We start from the raw sequence: 15,399 nt of genomic DNA, 5'->3' as shown, positions 1-15,399 counted from the left end.
ACCTCTTTTATGGTTTTAGAAATTCACGTGCATGATATAAAAGTGTGTGATATACGTAATTCCCAGTTGTATTTGGAGAAATAAAAACAGTTGAAAAATTATATCTCGCTTCAAATGTTTTCAAACTTCCAAGTAGCGCCTTTGGATCGTACTTACTTCGGTAATTACCGTTCAATATTTTCTGGTAGCCTTCCAGATCTTCCACAACCATTACAAATGGTATCTTTGCTGATCGGATTAGTTCGTTTTCAAAGCGTGTACGATCCTTAATGGAGCCTACTAATTCATCTACACCATTTTTCCGTTCGACAGCTGCTGTTAAATATAAATCTCGTGTGATTCCCAATTCTTCGTTTTTTGGAATCATTGCAGAATAATCACCGGTTTTCATTGCTTGAAATTTAAACGGTATTTCTCTTTTACGGAAATACTCCAGTACATGGGTATTCTTTTGCTCCCTTGTATCCACAATGATTACAAGGCTATCTATTACTTCTTTTAATTCTTTATCCGTAAATCTATAATGGATCGCATTCAATGCCTCATCCTCCTTTGAAATAAGCCATTGCTTTATTAAAAATTTCCAACGAAAGTTCATCTGTCGTATCATCCCTGTATTGGTCAATTGGATCATCGCCTGTCCATCCATTGCGAGAAAGGATGATAAACAGAGTCATAACTTTTCTTGTAGATTTATCATCCCGATTTAACCAGGCATTGATTTTTGAATTAATATCCTGCTCATGCCCTCTGTAAAAACCAATTATTTTCTCGATCGTTTGAACAACGGCATGTTCTTGTTTGGAGTAGTCCCCTTTTAGGTAATTAATGATCCGCAACTTATAAGATTTAATTACATCCTCCATTTCAGGGTAAACATTCTCTGGATGTTCAATGTATAAATCGTCTCCATCCAAAACCAAACGAGATCCCATTGTTTGAACGTCACTACATATCTGTTTTGGGTGCATTATCTCAAATCCCTTCTTAGGGTTATCGAAGGGTTAATAAGTATTTTCGGTTTATTAACCCACTTAAACGCTGATACAACAAGGGTTTCAGGCTTCGGGTTAATGAAGGTTAATGGTTTTTACATTACCAGCGCCATAGAGTATATATATATTTTTATTTTTATTTTCTTATAAAATGGAACAGGTAAATTAGTTAACCCTCATTAACCCATAAATAATAATTAAAATAGTTAACAAGAGTGTAACCGTTGATACTACTAGGGTTAAAGCTTCTTTCTGTTGATTTCAGTTACATTATTTTGGTTAATAAACTTCTCATTTTCTTCTTGTTCGTTAACCCCTTCGTTAACCCAAGATTCATTTTTTAGTCTTGATAATCCGATCCCACTAAAAAACACTCTGTTCTTTGCTCCGTTGAATTTTTTGAATCCTCTGGTTTCTATCGCTCTGTAAAAAGCTCTATTTTTCAGTGGAAAACCTTCATCATTTTCAAAACACCATTTTTTATATTCTTCGAATAATATTTTCGCTTCAATCCTAGCCATTGGGTTTATAATGCAATGTTCGTTCATAAATGGCCCTAAGATATCCATATCCTGTCGGTAACTATCCGTTGCCCTGCGTACAGAAGACGGCTCTCCTAACCCCTCCTGCTTCCACTTCAAGCACCCTTCAACCGCCCAACGAAAAATCCCAGGCATTTCTTTTTCAAGTTTATTCGGAAGGTCCTTATCAACTTTTTCTTTAGGGATCGTCACAGTAAAAGGGACTAATCGAATTCTTCTCCATATCCCTTCATCATTATTTTTGATAATCGGAATGTGGTTAGTGGTAAAAAACACTTTAAATTCTGGTGTAAATTCGAAAAATTCTTGTCTAAGGAAACGAGCGGAAATCTTTTCTCCACCAGTGATTTGTTTCACCAACGACTCCGACAACTGTTGCCCTTCTTCACTTTCCACAGCGCTAACAAAGCGTGCTCCGTCTAATCGTGCGATATCATTGTTAACCGCGTTATCGTTCTTCTTCTTGATAAAAGTATCACTGTTGGTTTGCCTTCCGTAGGCGCCTAGTAGTGTCTGGATCGTGTTAATAAACGTTGATTTTCCGTTTCTACCAGTACCATATAAGAAAAACATGACCTGCTCCGAAATATCCCCGGTCAACGTATAACCAACAGCTTTTTGAAGAAATTTGATAATTTCATGATTAGTTGTTCCATCGTCATTTTTGAAAATGCTTTCTAAAAAAATCTTCCAGTTTGGGCAATCAGCGTTCTTGTCATAATGAACATTTGATGTTTTGGTAAAGAGGTAGTCTCTATCATGTGGGAGAAGCTCTCCTGTTTTTAGGTCGATTACTCCGTTTCCACAGTTAAACAAATATTTATGAGAATCAAAATCGGTTTTCTTGACCGATACCATTGGTCTAGCATCTAAAATACTGTTCATTCTAACTGAGCGGCTTTCACATCTCTTCGCCCATTTTTGCAGTGGCTCATCTTCACTTTCATAAAGTGTTCTGAATGTTTTCGCTGCTAAAGATTCGATTTCTCTATTGCTATCATGCTCCCAATACTTCCCATTCCAAATTAACCATTCATACTCGTTGCAATATTTTAAATTCTTACCATGGTGATATACTAAACGTTCTGCATTCCCAAGCTCTGATAATCTAAATTTCTTTTCATTTTTAAAATCATCATCATTGGAATTCTTAATGGTAACGGAATAATCAGATTGCCCCGATCCATCTGTAATTGATTCAGCCGTCCCAGCGATCGCCATTGAAATGGTTCGCTCTCCATATGTTTCACCGCTTGAGTGGTGGACCTTATCCCATTTATCACGCATGAGGGATGTTTCGCGAAACATGCTGTCCATCTTATTAGCGCTTTTACCAGTCCAGAAAGCTAAGTGATTACAAAGAGCCATGTCGGTAGCTGAATGGTCGTTATTGATTAAGTTTCCATCATATAGGGATCTAATGGATGCTCCACTAGCGCTATTAAACATCTTCTCCCACAGCTCATCATTAGAAAGATCAATTTCCTTTGAATCAGAGTGAGATGGAGAACTATCGGTTATTCTCTCACCTAAATATTTGTTAAATAACTCTTCTAATTCATCATTACGCTCATATATTCCATTTTCGTTTTCTCGATGACCGGTGAAAGTAAAGTATCTTCCGAAACGATATACTTCTAAATCTAGCTCTGTATTCTTTTTTCCTGTGCCGGCAACATAATCAGGCAACTTCCCCTCGACAATGATGTGGACGCCATTTCCACTCGGGGAAAATTCCGTGTAACTGTCCATCATGTCGATAATTTCAGATGCAAAATTATTAGGGACCCCATCTGCTACACATTTATCAATATCAATCCCTATATATGGATCTTGCCTGGAGAAAACAAAGCCAATCCCGTCATAATCACCTATTTGATAGGCTTTTACTGCCGTTGGAAAAGTAGACCACGTTCGGCGGTTATTAGACTGTGCTTCCTCACCGTTGACTTGATAAGGGACTTTTGTAAACTTATCTTTTCTTTTTTCGGTCTTCCACACGATCCATTGGGCAAGTCGCTTTAAATCGTTTGGTATGTCGTTAAAATTATAATTTTTCTTATCCAATTGCTGCCCTCCCTACAAACGAGGGAGGGATTACCTCCCCCTCACTTTAGATGTGTTTTGATATGTTAAAATGGTATGTCTGAGTCATCTATCACAACTGGCGCTGGAGCATCAACTTCTGACTCCTTAAATGCCTTTACTTCTGGATATTTTTTTCCGTTATATTCTCTTTCACCTACAGACAAGCGAATGTGCTTATTTAAAAATGTATCAGCCCATTCTTTGAATGAATCAAATTCAACGCCATCTGGGAACTTTGCCGCCCTTGAAGCTTGGTGAAATCTCCACATTGCATTATCAGTGACAGTAAAGTTATCGTATAGAATCTTTTGACCTTGGCATGGTTGCTCCACGTCAGAACGAATTTCATAATCCACAATAATGCGGTTATTCCCTGATTCTGCTTTCTTCAATTCATAATTTACAACTGTTACCTCATACTCACCTGGTTTAATTGGTTCAAATGCTTCACCTTTAGTGTGATCAACTTTAAAAATAGACATAATTATTTTCCTCCTTGTAGGACTTCAAGAGCCCTTTCTAGTAGTTTGATATTGAAATTTTCGACTTTCTTATTTGCTTTAAATTCGAGTTTTTCCACTTCCGCTTTTACTTCGTCAGAATCATCCATCATCGATTGAATTGTGTGGACAATAGAAATACGTCTATCCTCTTCCTTGGCTTTTCTTGCTGCCTCTTCTGCCTTTACATCAACACCAAGCTCAAGCCATTTATACAGCTTTCTACCTGCATCCTCAGTTATCTGGAAAACTTGTCCTTCAAACAGCCGGGTATTATCCTTGGATGTTTCAGCAGTATGATCCATATTGACAATGAAATTTATCATGAATTCATATTCAAGCTCGTCTTTCTGGACTGGCTTGGTACCAATCTTTTTTGGGGCCATCTTCCCTTTTTCATTTTCTTCAAGGGCATACTCTGTTTTTGTCCGCAATGTACAAAGAATATGGACATCATTTCTAGTTAAAGTTTTTATAAGATCGGTAGTTTCAGATGAAAGTTTTCCCCAGTTTTGAAAACTGTTGCCCGACATATGGCTATGCGTTTCAATGATTCCTCCCTCCCCTTGCCAATTATGGGAAAGAGAGTCAATCACGATCACTTCACAACCTGCTGCTTTTAAAGATTTCACAGCACCGTTATAACGCTCTGTTGTATATGGTGCATCGAAGTCAATGTGGACAAAATCACCTATTCGCATATCGTCAAATTGCTCATTCCAGTACAATAAAGATCGACTATGTTCAGTATCTGCAAGACCAATTTTCGCCCACAATTCTTCTTCACTTGCATCTGGATAGGCTTCATTCATCATTCCATAAGCTGTTCTTAACGCCGATACGGTCTTACCGGAACCAGACGGACCGATAAAGCCGATGATTGCTTTTTGTTTTTCTCTTCTCGCTTTTTTGGGAGTAAACACCTAATCACCCCTTATCTAATCCTTAAACTCTCCCCTTGCTTAATTTGCACACCTGGAATTTCCTTGCCAGACCTTAACTCTTGTATAATTGTTTTCCTATCTAGCTTTGGATCCTGTGGGATGAGAAAATCTTCTGGTATTTGTTTATCATCTAAAACCTCCAATCCAGGTGGATGTTTTTGGATGTTGAAGGAAAACAATTCAGTTTTAATTTTCCTTAGATTATTGTTAATCATGGATGCTTCCAAGAAATCTTTTAATCTCTTGATATTTCTTTCTAGATGTTTCCGACGATCGGCAAGACGCTTTTCTTCCTCCATGATTGTATTAGCCTGTCCCTCAAGATTACGGATAACCTTGGCATACCCAACAGCTTTTTCTTCAATGGCATCGTTTATGGATTCTAGAGTATCCTCAAGCCCCTCTTGCCCATCCTCGATCATGGATTGGATTTGTTGATATGAATTGCTTAATTCGTATAGATTCATGTTTACACGCTCCCCTTTGATTAAAATATTCGGTTAATAACTTCAAATAAATATGCATTATCAAGTTTGAATTCAGGATTCTCTTCCTGTTTATTCCTAACGTAGCTAATGACTTGGTGGAAATAAGCTGAGTCAACACCGGTCAATTGCTCCTCTAAAACATCCACATCCAACAGATCCATTTGATTAAGTTGGAGGGCCATTTTTAAATACTGCCCCGCATTTATTTGCCATCCACGATTGATAAATTTTCTTGCACGTATTATGCTCGCAAGTGGATATTTTGAACCTGAATAAACCAGTTCCTTAGTGATAATAGCTTCTAGTGCTTCTCGTGGGAGCGATAAATGGCCGTCTTCTGATCTCCAATAGCAAGTTGCATGGACAAAGTCATAATTTGAATGAATTTCAGCTGCATCCCCATAAAACCTCATCACTAACTGAACTTTCCCCAAAAGGCTGATAGCATTTGTGGAAAGGAAGACAGGCTTATAGTTCTCGATTTCTTGTTCCTTTTCCATCTCATCACTTTCAGGTAAATCTAAGTTTTCACATTCATCAGTTTCGTGACCTTCTGGATCTCCGGCAACTCCTGAACTTTCTATGAAGATTTCCACCCTGCCATTCTTTTCTCTAATTTTGGCATCAAAATCTTTCTCTCTGTTAAACTCTCTAACATAATAATCTGCTACTTTTAAAACTGTTTCTTTATCGGTAAAATAGTAATCAAAATCGTTTACTGGCTCATTTAAAAGCATGGATACAATGGAGCCGCCAGTGATAATTGAATTCTTTTCTACTAATTTACGAACCTCTTCATCTTTGATTGATACAACGAAATTATTATGTTTTTTTCTTAAAATAGATTTAATTGTTTTTGCTTTCATCTATTTTCCTCCTTCGTAAAATACAGTTACTTCAATTTTCTTTGAAACAACTCTTAACCATTGAATATTGTTGTAAGAACCTTTTCTTATATTTCCAAGGTTTCTAAATGGAGCAATTTTTTTATAGGCATCACGTAAACTTCTTTCGCCATGGAAGCGTAGTTCTATAGTTGCGCCCTTATCGATCAATTCTGAAATGGATAGATCGTTCATTCCCTTACCTCCCGCTGTGTGATACAATGGCTTTGATTAGTTTTTGTATAGGTCACTTTGCAGAGTGGCCTTTTTACATTACTTGGAAACATTCAACTTGCTGTCTTTCCAAAAGATAAACCCTTAAGTTAAGATCATTGACAATCACTCCATTGAAAACCCAATAAGTGTCCCCAGGGAGAATTTCCGATCCAAAAACATCCTCTATTGGATGATCCTCCACATGTTTTACTTGTGGCATTTATTTCCCCTCCTTTCGAATTTTCCAAGTCAGAAACGATTTAGTTCTTTGTATCTTTAAAAACATGTGCTTTTCATCAGCGCTTAATTTGCACCATGTACCAGCTGTGATCATTTGCTTTTTACCTTCCTTTATTTATTTTTTAATTTTGCCCCCAAGCCCTTACGAAGAAATTGCTCGTGTCCTTCTTTAATTTCCTTCGGCCAAAAGAAATAATAGCTAAAATTTCCAATTTCTTTTTGTAAAGCTTTTTTGGCTTTGGTTTTACTAGGTTCTTGGATTCCAAAGATGAATCGTTGGGATTTCTTACTCCACATCCCATACATGCCAGTTTTTGCAGTCGTCACTATGTATCACCTCCTAGAAATATTCCACATATTTACCAACATTTTCCGCAACAAGGTTAAAAAAGAGAGCCGGTTAAGGCTGTGGTTGTTCAAAATCATTCGCACAATCCATATTGACTAGAGCAAACTGGAACATCTTCAAAACCAATCAACTTTTCGAGATCATATTGTCTGCCGCCAAAACTAGTTTTTGACCATTCCACATATTCAAAGATTCCTTTTCCTGCAATATCATCGTGTGGAAAAAAGCTTGCTCCTCCTCGTTTCGATGCTTTAGCAACGATCTTTTCCCATTCGGCTACTCGCTCAATTTCTTCTGGATAACGTCTTGCTATCTCAAAAATTTCTGCTTTGCCTGAATTTATGCAGGGCATACAACCTACTCTACTCATGCCCTCTTTATAAAGTGGATTAGGTTTTATTCCGTGTTTATCATGCATTGCAAACACATCGTCAGCTGTCCATCTTATTAATGGTCTATAAATTTCAAATCCTTCTGGTGTTTCTTCTCGTTCCGGCAATTTAGCCCTTGTAATACTCTCTTGTGCTCTTACTCCTTGCCAGCTTACGACATGTTCACCCTGTTCAAACAACGGCATATATATTTGTTCCATAATCGGCATTACTTTTAATTCTTGAGTGCAAAATCTCGCTCGAGTGGATGGGAATCTCCCTTTCCAAATTGCTAAATCTAGCATTGGGATTCCAGTTGGGTGTAAAACTTCCAAAGCATCCCGGATGATCTTTTCAGATATCCCCTCTTCACGCCATTTCGTTTGAACATAATTGCGTTTATTTTCTATTCGTTCTGAAAAATCGGGTTTAACAATTGTGATTTCTCCTAACTCTTCTTGGAGATAATCTATATATTCGTATGTTTTAGGATGCTCATGGCCTGTATCCGCAAAAATAGGAGTAAGATTTTCAATGTGTTTTTCAAGAGCATATAACCATAGCGCTGTGCTGTCCTTCCCGCCTGATATTGACAATATATTGACTACTTCAGGCATTCTTTGACTCATTTAGGTTGCACCTCCTTTTCCTTATCCCTCTTTGCTAGAATCCTTGGTACGCTTGTTTCAAGAAAGAACAGCAGGATTTTTTCTTTAATATGTTCGGGAACATTATCTGGTTGCATAAGTAAACCACTCACTTTCTATCGTTTTTAGAGTCATCCTCCTTTACGCCGTTTTTGATTTCCGAAAAAACTCGGATTGAGGACCAAAAAAAATATTTTCAACTGGAATTCTATAAAACTGTTCGATCTTTATAAAAAAAGATCTAGGAACATTCGTTGAGTCCTTTTCATATTTGGAAAGCGTATCTTTATTTATTCCAAATAACTCCGCCGCTTCAACTAATTTTAAACCAGCATTTACACGGGCGGCTTTAAGCGTGATTTTCATCCTCTTCACCTCCAAAATTTGTGATTGGTTATAGATTATCCGAATTTATTCGGATTGTCAACCGGTTTTTCTCGGATTTTAAGTTTTTTTATTTTGATAATATTAATTCGAATTTATTCGGAATAATTATTTACAATCCGTATTTTTTCGGATATAATTAAATTAACAAATAAGAATAGAGGTGACAAAATGGACAGAGATTTACCACTAAAAAGAGAAATTGCAGATAATATAAAAAGGATAATGCAAGAAAAAGGGATTTCATCTCAAATTAGACTAAGTGAAGTTTCTGGAATATCTAAAAGTACTCTTTCTGATTACCTAAATTGTAAAACTTTAATCAATCCTGGTAATGTTGAAAAACTTGCTGAGGCTTTAGGGGTACACAAATATGATATTGATCCAAGTTTCTACACAACCTCCAGACCAAACAGCTTAGTTGTAAGAGAAGCTCAAAGCTCCTATGGAAATACAACTACATATGAAGAGATTGACAATAGGCAAGAAAACATTTCTTACATTCCAGTAGTTGGTTCTATTGCTGCCGGTTTACCGTTATTAGCAGAACAAAACATAGAGGGTTATATGCCCACGCTAACTTCTTTTTTAAGCCCCTATAAGAAATATTTTTATTTAAAAATTAATGGGGACAGTATGAATCTTGAATTTAATGACGGCTCTTTCGTATTGGTAGAAAAAACATGTGAGGTAGAAAACGGTCAGATAGCTGCTGTTCGTATAAATGGGAATGAAGCAACAGTAAAAAAGATTTCTCGATCTGAAAACATTATTACACTTATCCCACTCAGCAGTAATCCAGAACACCAGCCTCAAACCTTTGATTTAACTAAAATTGATTTAGTTATAGAAGGTAGAATTATACAAGCAGTAAAAATGTATTAATAATCTGGCCAGGTTATTAATTAGGGCAGTTTAATAGCTGCCCTTTTTCAATAGGAGGAGTGCTAATAATGGATAAAACATTAGATTTAAAAAAAGTTGCAATATACATTAGAGTATCCACTGAAGAACAAGCAAAAGAAGGTTACTCGATTTCAGCCCAAAAGAAAAAATTGATGGCTTTTTGTGTTTCACAAGGATGGGAAGTAGCAGGCATTTATCCAGACGAGGGAATATCTGCCAAAGATATGAATCGTCCGAAACTGCAGGAGATGTTGCAGGACATAGAGGATGGTGATGTCGATTGTGTCTTAGTATACCGTTTAGATCGACTCACTCGATCTGTTTTGGACCTTTATAGAATGTTAGAGATTTTTGAAAAGTACGATTGTAAATTTAAATCTGCTACAGAAGTATACGATACTACCACCGCTATGGGAAGAATGTTCATTACCATAGTTGCGGCACTGGCCCAATGGGAAAGAGAAAATATGGGCGAGAGAATTAGTATGGGCTATACTGAAAAAGCGAGACAAGGCAAATACCCTTTAAACTTTCGTCCATATGGCTATAATCTCGACAAGAAAATAAGTAAATTAATCATTAAAGAGGACGAAGCAAAGATTGTAAGGTTAATGTTCGATTTGTATATAAAAGGTATGGGCGGTAATAGGCTATGTAAATTTCTGAATGAACAAGGGTATACAACAAGAGACGGAAACCCTTGGCAAGACAGTTCGCTTATGAAAGTTATCAAAAATCCTATTTATATCGGTTCGTTTTTGTGGAATGACGAAATTATTGAAAACACACACGACCCAATTGTATCAAAAGAAAAATATGATCAAGCTCAAAAAGTAAGAGAAGAAAGACGATATACAGAACCTTGGAGAATTGCAGGAGATTATATATTTTCTGGTAAGTTAAAATGTGCTAATTGTGGACGAACATTGACGGGTTTTAAAACATTTTACACCCTTGCAAACGGAATACAAGTAACCTATAAAAATTACAGATGTTTAAGAAAAAAGAATGGTACTTGTACTGGAATGAAAAACATTACTGAATTAAGGATAGAAGAAGCCTTTTTAGATTTTATTGGCAAAGTTGATTTTATAGACGTTTTATCTTCAGTATCAACAATTGCTGAAAAGGAATTAAATAAACTACAAATCCCAGAAGTGGATCTTGATAGCTTACAAAATGAACTTGAGAAAATAGAAAGAAGAAAGAAAAAATGGCAATACGCATGGTCAGACGAAGCAATGTCATATGAAGATTTTAAAGAAAGAATGAATGAAGCTAAAAAAGAGGAAGAAGAAATAAAACTCATTATCGAAGAACATATGGTTGAGGAGCCTAAAAAACAAATCGGATTTGGAGAGATTCAGGATATTTTGAAGAACGTTAAGGAAAACTGGGACTCACTTGAAGCAATGGAGAAAAAATACTTGATTAACGACATCATTAATGAAGTGCATTACGAACAAAAAGGAAGAAAGATATACGTTACCAGTATTGAATTTAAATAGGTATTCCCTCATTTAGTACTACCATATCCTTTGAACCTTCGTAATCGCAACCATAGTAGCCACAATTTCTTTTGACAATGCTAAGTGGCGACTCCGCCGAATAATAAATCTCTTCAAATTCAATGATTTCCGTTATGCTTTTGCCTTCTTTTACGATCCGGCGGATCATTAGGGTAAATGGATTAATTAAGTATTCCTCAATTAGTTCTTTACTCATTCATACAACTCCTTTATATAGTTCTAAACTCACATATAAGTATAAATCATAAACTAAATAATGTCAAAATAATCCAAAAGTACCGTGAATAAAAACCCATAAGAAAATTCCAATTATTCAATTGATTTTTTCTCGTTTATTCGTTATAATTAAAAAAAGTGTCAGAGGTGATCAGCAATGGAAAAAAGAAAATCTTACCAAGAGCTGCTAAAAGAATATACAATGACACAAAACAAAAATGATACTCAAGAAATGCAATGGTATGTTGAATTTATTTTAAATGACCTTCTACAGCAAAGAAAAGAACGGGAACTTCGCGCAGCTATTGACCATGCACTTGATCAAAATGATCGAAATACTTTTAACAAATTATCAAAAGAATTAAAAGATCTTATTGGCTATTAAGTCCCCTGAAAAGGGGATTTTTATTTTGCTTTATCCCTTGTATAGCATGATTTCAAATCCAAAAACAGGTAGAAGAAAAAAGTTGATTCTTCTACCTGCAAAATCGAAATATTCCTCAATGATTAATGTCATATTCCTCAATCTTTTTTATTCGTTCCAGCATTGTTGGGTGTCCATACCGGAATAGTTTCACTAACAATGGAGGATTGACCTGACTAAGTCCTGCTTTTGTTAGACTTTGAAACGATTCGATCCCTGCCGCTTTATCTTGGGTCATTTCAACCGCATATGTGTCCGCTCTCGATTCCTGATATCGAGAAACCATGTTCGTTAGTGGACTGGCAGCAAACAATAGAACAGATGTTATCAAAAGGAAAACAGGCAATGAACTTAGGTTGCTCATCTTCTCTACTTTCCAAGCTTTTCCACGTCTTGCTAACCAGTGCTCCATTAATTTAGCTGTTAGCCAGAGTCCTACAAATGATAAGACGATATAACCGGCCATCCCAATGTAAATATGCTTCTCAACGTAGTGCCCCATCTCATGCGCCATAATAAACAAAATCTCTTCATCGCTCAACCGTTCAAGTGTGGTATCCCAGAGCACAATCCGGGAATTGGAACCTATTCCAGTCACATAGGCATTTAACGAGTTTGTTTTCGTGGACATATCGACTTCATAAACATGTTCAGCTGGAATATTTGCTTGATCAGCCATATCCAGAATTTTTGCTTCAAGTTTTTTATCCTCTAAAGGATAGAAATCATTATATAGCGGGTCGATCACAACCGGCTGAACGAACATCATAAATATGGTGAAGGGAATCATCAGTCCCCAAGCTGCAAGCCACCAGCGTTTTGGAAACTTTTTTATTAAAAAATACAAAACGGTAATCACCACGAACGTCGTTCCATAACTTACCCAAAAATCAATTAACTTATCCTTCATCCAACTTGAAAAAGTCTGTGTAGATATCTGATACGATTTCGATATACTAAAGGATAGATAACTTAAAGGGAACATAACAATAAAAGAAGCGAGAGATAACCAAAATAAATAAATGGCTGATCGAATGACATAGAACTTAGATGTATGGTTTGCCCATTTCTCAAATGCAGCAGATACTCCAAAAATCAAAATTAGGAAATAAAACAACCATTCATAAGGCGTTGCTAAGAAGAAAAGTAAATTGCGAATTCTTGAATAATCTTCACTTAGCATTAATTCTCGATCATTTAGAAAAGTCGCTGGATCAACCGCTGTTCCAAGCAACGCTTCTGGAATCGTGGTATTCGCAAGGAAAAACAAATAAGCATATATTGCTATTCCGAATAAAAGATACAACACAATGGCGCGAAAAGCCCATTTCCGAATCATAATCTCCCCCCTTGTCCATCTCTTATTATATGTAGAATTTTTTTCTTCATTTAGAACTAGTCCATCTATTTAATTTTAACCGGAGATTAGGAAGGTTTGGAATATCAAAAAGAAGGACTCCCAAATTGAGTTTTGGAGTCCTTCTTTATACAAAAACGAATTAATAAATTAACTCAATAATTTCTTCCTTAGCGACATTACCAAAATAATGTGGGATGTCCAAATGCTCTAATGTGCGGGCAATTTCAGAACGTTCATAGCGAATATTCGTTAAGGCTTTTTCAACCTCTTCTACATCCCCAACACCAAAGAAGTCCCCAAAAATTTTACAGTCTGTAATTTGGCCTTTTTGCACATTTAAGCGAAACTCAATAAGTCCCACAGGAAAACGATGCGAGAATTGCAAATTAAATTTTGGTGATTTTCCATAATTCCAATCCCAGTTTTGGTATCGCTCTTTTGAGATTTGGTGGATGATTTCCCAATCTTGTTCAGTCAATTTATATTCCGGTATAGGGGAAATATCTTCAAAAATATAGCGCAGTAATATTTCTCTAAATTCTTTGGTCGATATCTTTTCACCCATAAACTCTGAAATATTGGCAACCCTACTGCGAATCGATTTAATCCCTTTTGATTCAATTTTATCTTTTCTTACCTTAAGGGCTGACACGACATTTTCAATTTCCGAGTCAAACATTAACGTGCCATGACTAAACATTCTTCCGCGAGTCGAGAATTGGGCATTCCCTGAAATTTTTCGTTCTCCCACAACCAGATCATTTCTGCCTTTCATCTCGGCTTGTACTCCTAATTTATTCAATGCTTTTACAACAGGCTCTGTGAACTTTTTAAAATTTAGAAAGCTGTCCCCTTCATCTTTTCTAATAAAGCTAAAGTTTAAATTGCCCAAATCATGATAAACCGCTCCACCTCCAGATAAACGGCGAACAACATGAATACCATTTTTCTCTACATAATCGGTATTAATCTCCTCAATAGTATTCTGATTTTTTCCGATGATAATGGATGGCTCGTTAACATAAAACAATAAATAATCTTGGTTAATATCTAAATGCTTTAATGCATATTCTTCAATCGCTAAGTTTACCCGTGGATCTGTAATCCCTTGATTATCAATAAATAGCATATGAAAACCTCCTAATTAGATTGTTAAGATTAATCCTGATGAAGCTAGAATTGTATCCCCTGAATATTTTTCTTTTGCTTCAGACATTAATTGCTCATAATCACCGAAATGTGGTAAATGTGTAAGTACCAATTGCTTTACATTCGCCAATTGAGCTAATTGCCCTGCCTGATCACTTGTCATATGATTGAAAGCTGATTTCTTCATATCCTTGTAATAATTCGATTCACATAATAATAAATCTCCATCTTGCGAGAAATCTACTAATTCGGGAAAGTACGCTGTATCTGCCGTATAGATCAACGTTTTCGATCCAGCTTTTATGCGCATCGCATAACAAGGTACCGGATGAATCGTCTTGATAAACTCAATCTGGAATGGACCAATATGTAGAGGTTCATCGCCCATATAGGCTACACCCGTTGTTATACTTTTATACGTTAACGCTGTAAATCCAGCTTGATCTTCTTGATGCCCGTAAATCGGTATATTTCCAGAAAATCCATCCGTGTATTTGCCAATTAATAAAGCATGTTGGAACACGCCAATATCAGCAACATGGTCGGGATGGTAATGCGAAACAATAACCGCATCTAAATCTGTTGGTTTTAAATAATATTGCAACTGTGATAATACAGCACTTCCACAGTCAACTAAAAGCTTGAAACCATTATGTTCTAATAAGTATCCAGAGCTGGCTTCTCCCACTTTTGGATAGCCTCCCCAATGGCCAATCACCGTTAACTTCATGTCTCACACTCCTTATTACATAGCTTGCCCATCAAATTAACTATACTTTATTCTCATGTTTTTTTCATGTTTTAAAGGTTTTTATTGACACTCTCATTCTGTTATAATACAATTTAACTAAATAAATACAGTATCATAACAAAAAAATAGAAAGGAAGATTGGAATAATGATTGCTAGCATCGTAGAATTTTTCAAAGAGTTACCCCCTAAAAAATGTTCACAATGCGGTGAAAAGATTGATGAACAACATGAGTGTTATGGGAATCTGTGCGACCAATGTAACTCAATCTAATCATATATAGCAAGATAAAAGGAGCTGTTGCACAATCAGGTAACTGATCGTGCAACAGTTTTTTTGTGCACAAAAAAAACAGACCACAAAGGGTCTGCTCTCGTGTATTATTAATTTATGACAAGTAAAAAAATAACACAACCC

Annotated in this window: 20 protein-coding genes; 4 read left to right on the top strand and 16 right to left on the bottom strand. The window is 36.2% G+C overall.

Annotation, left to right across the window (positions count from 1 at the left end):
* Nucleotides 1-7: 7 nt before the first annotated feature.
* The 12 genes from KI375_RS22215 to KI375_RS22160 form a co-directional block, all read right to left on the bottom strand.
* Entirely contained in the window at nucleotides 8-538 is a 531-nt protein-coding gene (locus KI375_RS22215) for an ERCC4 domain-containing protein (protein WP_212975592.1), read from the bottom strand.
* Between the two features lie 4 nt (nucleotides 539-542).
* Nucleotides 543-971 (bottom strand): hypothetical protein, encoded by a 429-nt coding sequence (locus KI375_RS22210; RefSeq protein ID WP_212975591.1) that lies wholly within the window; start codon nucleotides 969-971, stop codon nucleotides 543-545.
* A 263-nt stretch (nucleotides 972-1,234) separates the two neighbouring features.
* On the bottom strand, nucleotides 1,235-3,604 hold the full coding sequence (locus tag KI375_RS22205) for a phage/plasmid primase, P4 family (protein WP_212975590.1): 2,370 nt from the start codon (nucleotides 3,602-3,604) through the stop codon (nucleotides 1,235-1,237).
* Nucleotides 3,605-3,669: 65 nt separating this feature from the next.
* Nucleotides 3,670-4,101 carry a DUF669 domain-containing protein gene (locus tag KI375_RS22200; protein ID WP_212975672.1) on the bottom strand — a complete coding sequence of 144 codons (432 nt, stop codon included), beginning with the start codon at nucleotides 4,099-4,101 and terminating at the stop codon, nucleotides 3,670-3,672.
* An 8-nt stretch (nucleotides 4,102-4,109) separates the two neighbouring features.
* Entirely contained in the window at nucleotides 4,110-5,048 is a 939-nt protein-coding gene (locus KI375_RS22195) for an AAA family ATPase (protein ID WP_212975589.1), read from the bottom strand.
* Between the two features lie 11 nt (nucleotides 5,049-5,059).
* Nucleotides 5,060-5,536, bottom strand: coding sequence for a siphovirus Gp157 family protein (locus KI375_RS22190; protein WP_212975588.1), 477 nt, complete (start codon nucleotides 5,534-5,536; stop codon nucleotides 5,060-5,062).
* 20 nt (nucleotides 5,537-5,556) lie between these two features.
* The gene (locus tag KI375_RS22185; protein WP_212975587.1) at nucleotides 5,557-6,423 is read right to left on the bottom strand and encodes a Gabija anti-defense Gad2 family protein; all 867 of its coding nucleotides are present in this window, start codon (nucleotides 6,421-6,423) and stop codon (nucleotides 5,557-5,559) included.
* Entirely contained in the window at nucleotides 6,424-6,636 is a 213-nt protein-coding gene (locus KI375_RS22180) for a hypothetical protein (protein WP_212975586.1), read from the bottom strand.
* Between the two features lie 73 nt (nucleotides 6,637-6,709).
* The gene (locus KI375_RS22175) at nucleotides 6,710-6,877 is read right to left on the bottom strand and encodes a YqaI family protein (RefSeq protein WP_212975585.1); all 168 of its coding nucleotides are present in this window, start codon (nucleotides 6,875-6,877) and stop codon (nucleotides 6,710-6,712) included.
* A 131-nt stretch (nucleotides 6,878-7,008) separates the two neighbouring features.
* Complete coding sequence (locus KI375_RS22170; protein ID WP_212975584.1) at nucleotides 7,009-7,224, bottom strand: hypothetical protein; 216 nt, start codon at nucleotides 7,222-7,224, stop codon at nucleotides 7,009-7,011.
* A 95-nt stretch (nucleotides 7,225-7,319) separates the two neighbouring features.
* The gene (locus tag KI375_RS22165) at nucleotides 7,320-8,246 is read right to left on the bottom strand and encodes a phosphoadenosine phosphosulfate reductase domain-containing protein (protein WP_244852959.1); all 927 of its coding nucleotides are present in this window, start codon (nucleotides 8,244-8,246) and stop codon (nucleotides 7,320-7,322) included.
* Between the two features lie 159 nt (nucleotides 8,247-8,405).
* Nucleotides 8,406-8,630, bottom strand: coding sequence for a helix-turn-helix domain-containing protein (locus KI375_RS22160; RefSeq protein ID WP_244852956.1), 225 nt, complete (start codon nucleotides 8,628-8,630; stop codon nucleotides 8,406-8,408).
* A 189-nt stretch (nucleotides 8,631-8,819) separates the two neighbouring features.
* Here KI375_RS22160 and KI375_RS22155 point away from each other — a divergent pair, with 189 nt between their 5' ends.
* Together KI375_RS22155 and KI375_RS22150 are read left to right on the top strand one after the other, a co-directional pair.
* Nucleotides 8,820-9,533 (top strand): LexA family protein, encoded by a 714-nt coding sequence (locus KI375_RS22155; RefSeq protein ID WP_244852954.1) that lies wholly within the window; start codon nucleotides 8,820-8,822, stop codon nucleotides 9,531-9,533.
* A 68-nt stretch (nucleotides 9,534-9,601) separates the two neighbouring features.
* Complete coding sequence (locus KI375_RS22150) at nucleotides 9,602-11,062, top strand: recombinase family protein (RefSeq protein WP_212975583.1); 1,461 nt, start codon at nucleotides 9,602-9,604, stop codon at nucleotides 11,060-11,062.
* Here KI375_RS22150 and KI375_RS22145 read toward each other — a convergent pair.
* Nucleotides 11,055-11,279 (bottom strand): competence protein ComK, encoded by a 225-nt coding sequence (locus tag KI375_RS22145; protein ID WP_212975582.1) that lies wholly within the window; start codon nucleotides 11,277-11,279, stop codon nucleotides 11,055-11,057. The genes KI375_RS22150 and KI375_RS22145 overlap by 8 nt on opposite strands.
* A 177-nt stretch (nucleotides 11,280-11,456) precedes the next feature.
* On the opposite strand from KI375_RS22145, the gene KI375_RS22140 reads away from it, so the two are divergent.
* A complete protein-coding gene (locus tag KI375_RS22140) occupies nucleotides 11,457-11,684 on the top strand; it encodes an IDEAL domain-containing protein (RefSeq protein ID WP_207450862.1) in 228 nt (75 codons plus the stop codon).
* Between the two features lie 115 nt (nucleotides 11,685-11,799).
* On the opposite strand, the gene KI375_RS22135 is transcribed toward KI375_RS22140, so the two are convergent.
* From KI375_RS22135 to KI375_RS22125, 3 genes are all read right to left on the bottom strand, one after another.
* Complete coding sequence (locus tag KI375_RS22135; protein ID WP_212975581.1) at nucleotides 11,800-13,062, bottom strand: M48 family metallopeptidase; 1,263 nt, start codon at nucleotides 13,060-13,062, stop codon at nucleotides 11,800-11,802.
* 160 nt (nucleotides 13,063-13,222) lie between these two features.
* Nucleotides 13,223-14,212, bottom strand: a complete 990-nt coding sequence (lplA, locus tag KI375_RS22130) for a lipoate--protein ligase (protein ID WP_212975580.1) — start codon at nucleotides 14,210-14,212, stop codon at nucleotides 13,223-13,225.
* Between the two features lie 15 nt (nucleotides 14,213-14,227).
* Nucleotides 14,228-14,962: an MBL fold metallo-hydrolase gene (locus tag KI375_RS22125; protein ID WP_212975579.1), complete on the bottom strand. Its 735-nt coding sequence runs from the start codon at nucleotides 14,960-14,962 to the stop codon at nucleotides 14,228-14,230.
* A 167-nt stretch (nucleotides 14,963-15,129) separates the two neighbouring features.
* Here KI375_RS22125 and yhfH point away from each other — a divergent pair, with 167 nt between their 5' ends.
* Nucleotides 15,130-15,255: a protein YhfH gene (yhfH, locus tag KI375_RS22120; RefSeq protein ID WP_212975578.1), complete on the top strand. Its 126-nt coding sequence runs from the start codon at nucleotides 15,130-15,132 to the stop codon at nucleotides 15,253-15,255.
* Nucleotides 15,256-15,399: the final 144 nt, after the last annotated feature.

Origin of the sequence: Bacillus sp. J14TS2 (assembly GCF_018333015.1) — a bacterium.
In the GTDB taxonomy this organism is placed as follows: Bacteria; Bacillota; Bacilli; order Bacillales; family Bacillaceae_C; genus Lederbergia.
This window is presented reverse-complemented; position numbering and strand designations above follow the sequence as displayed.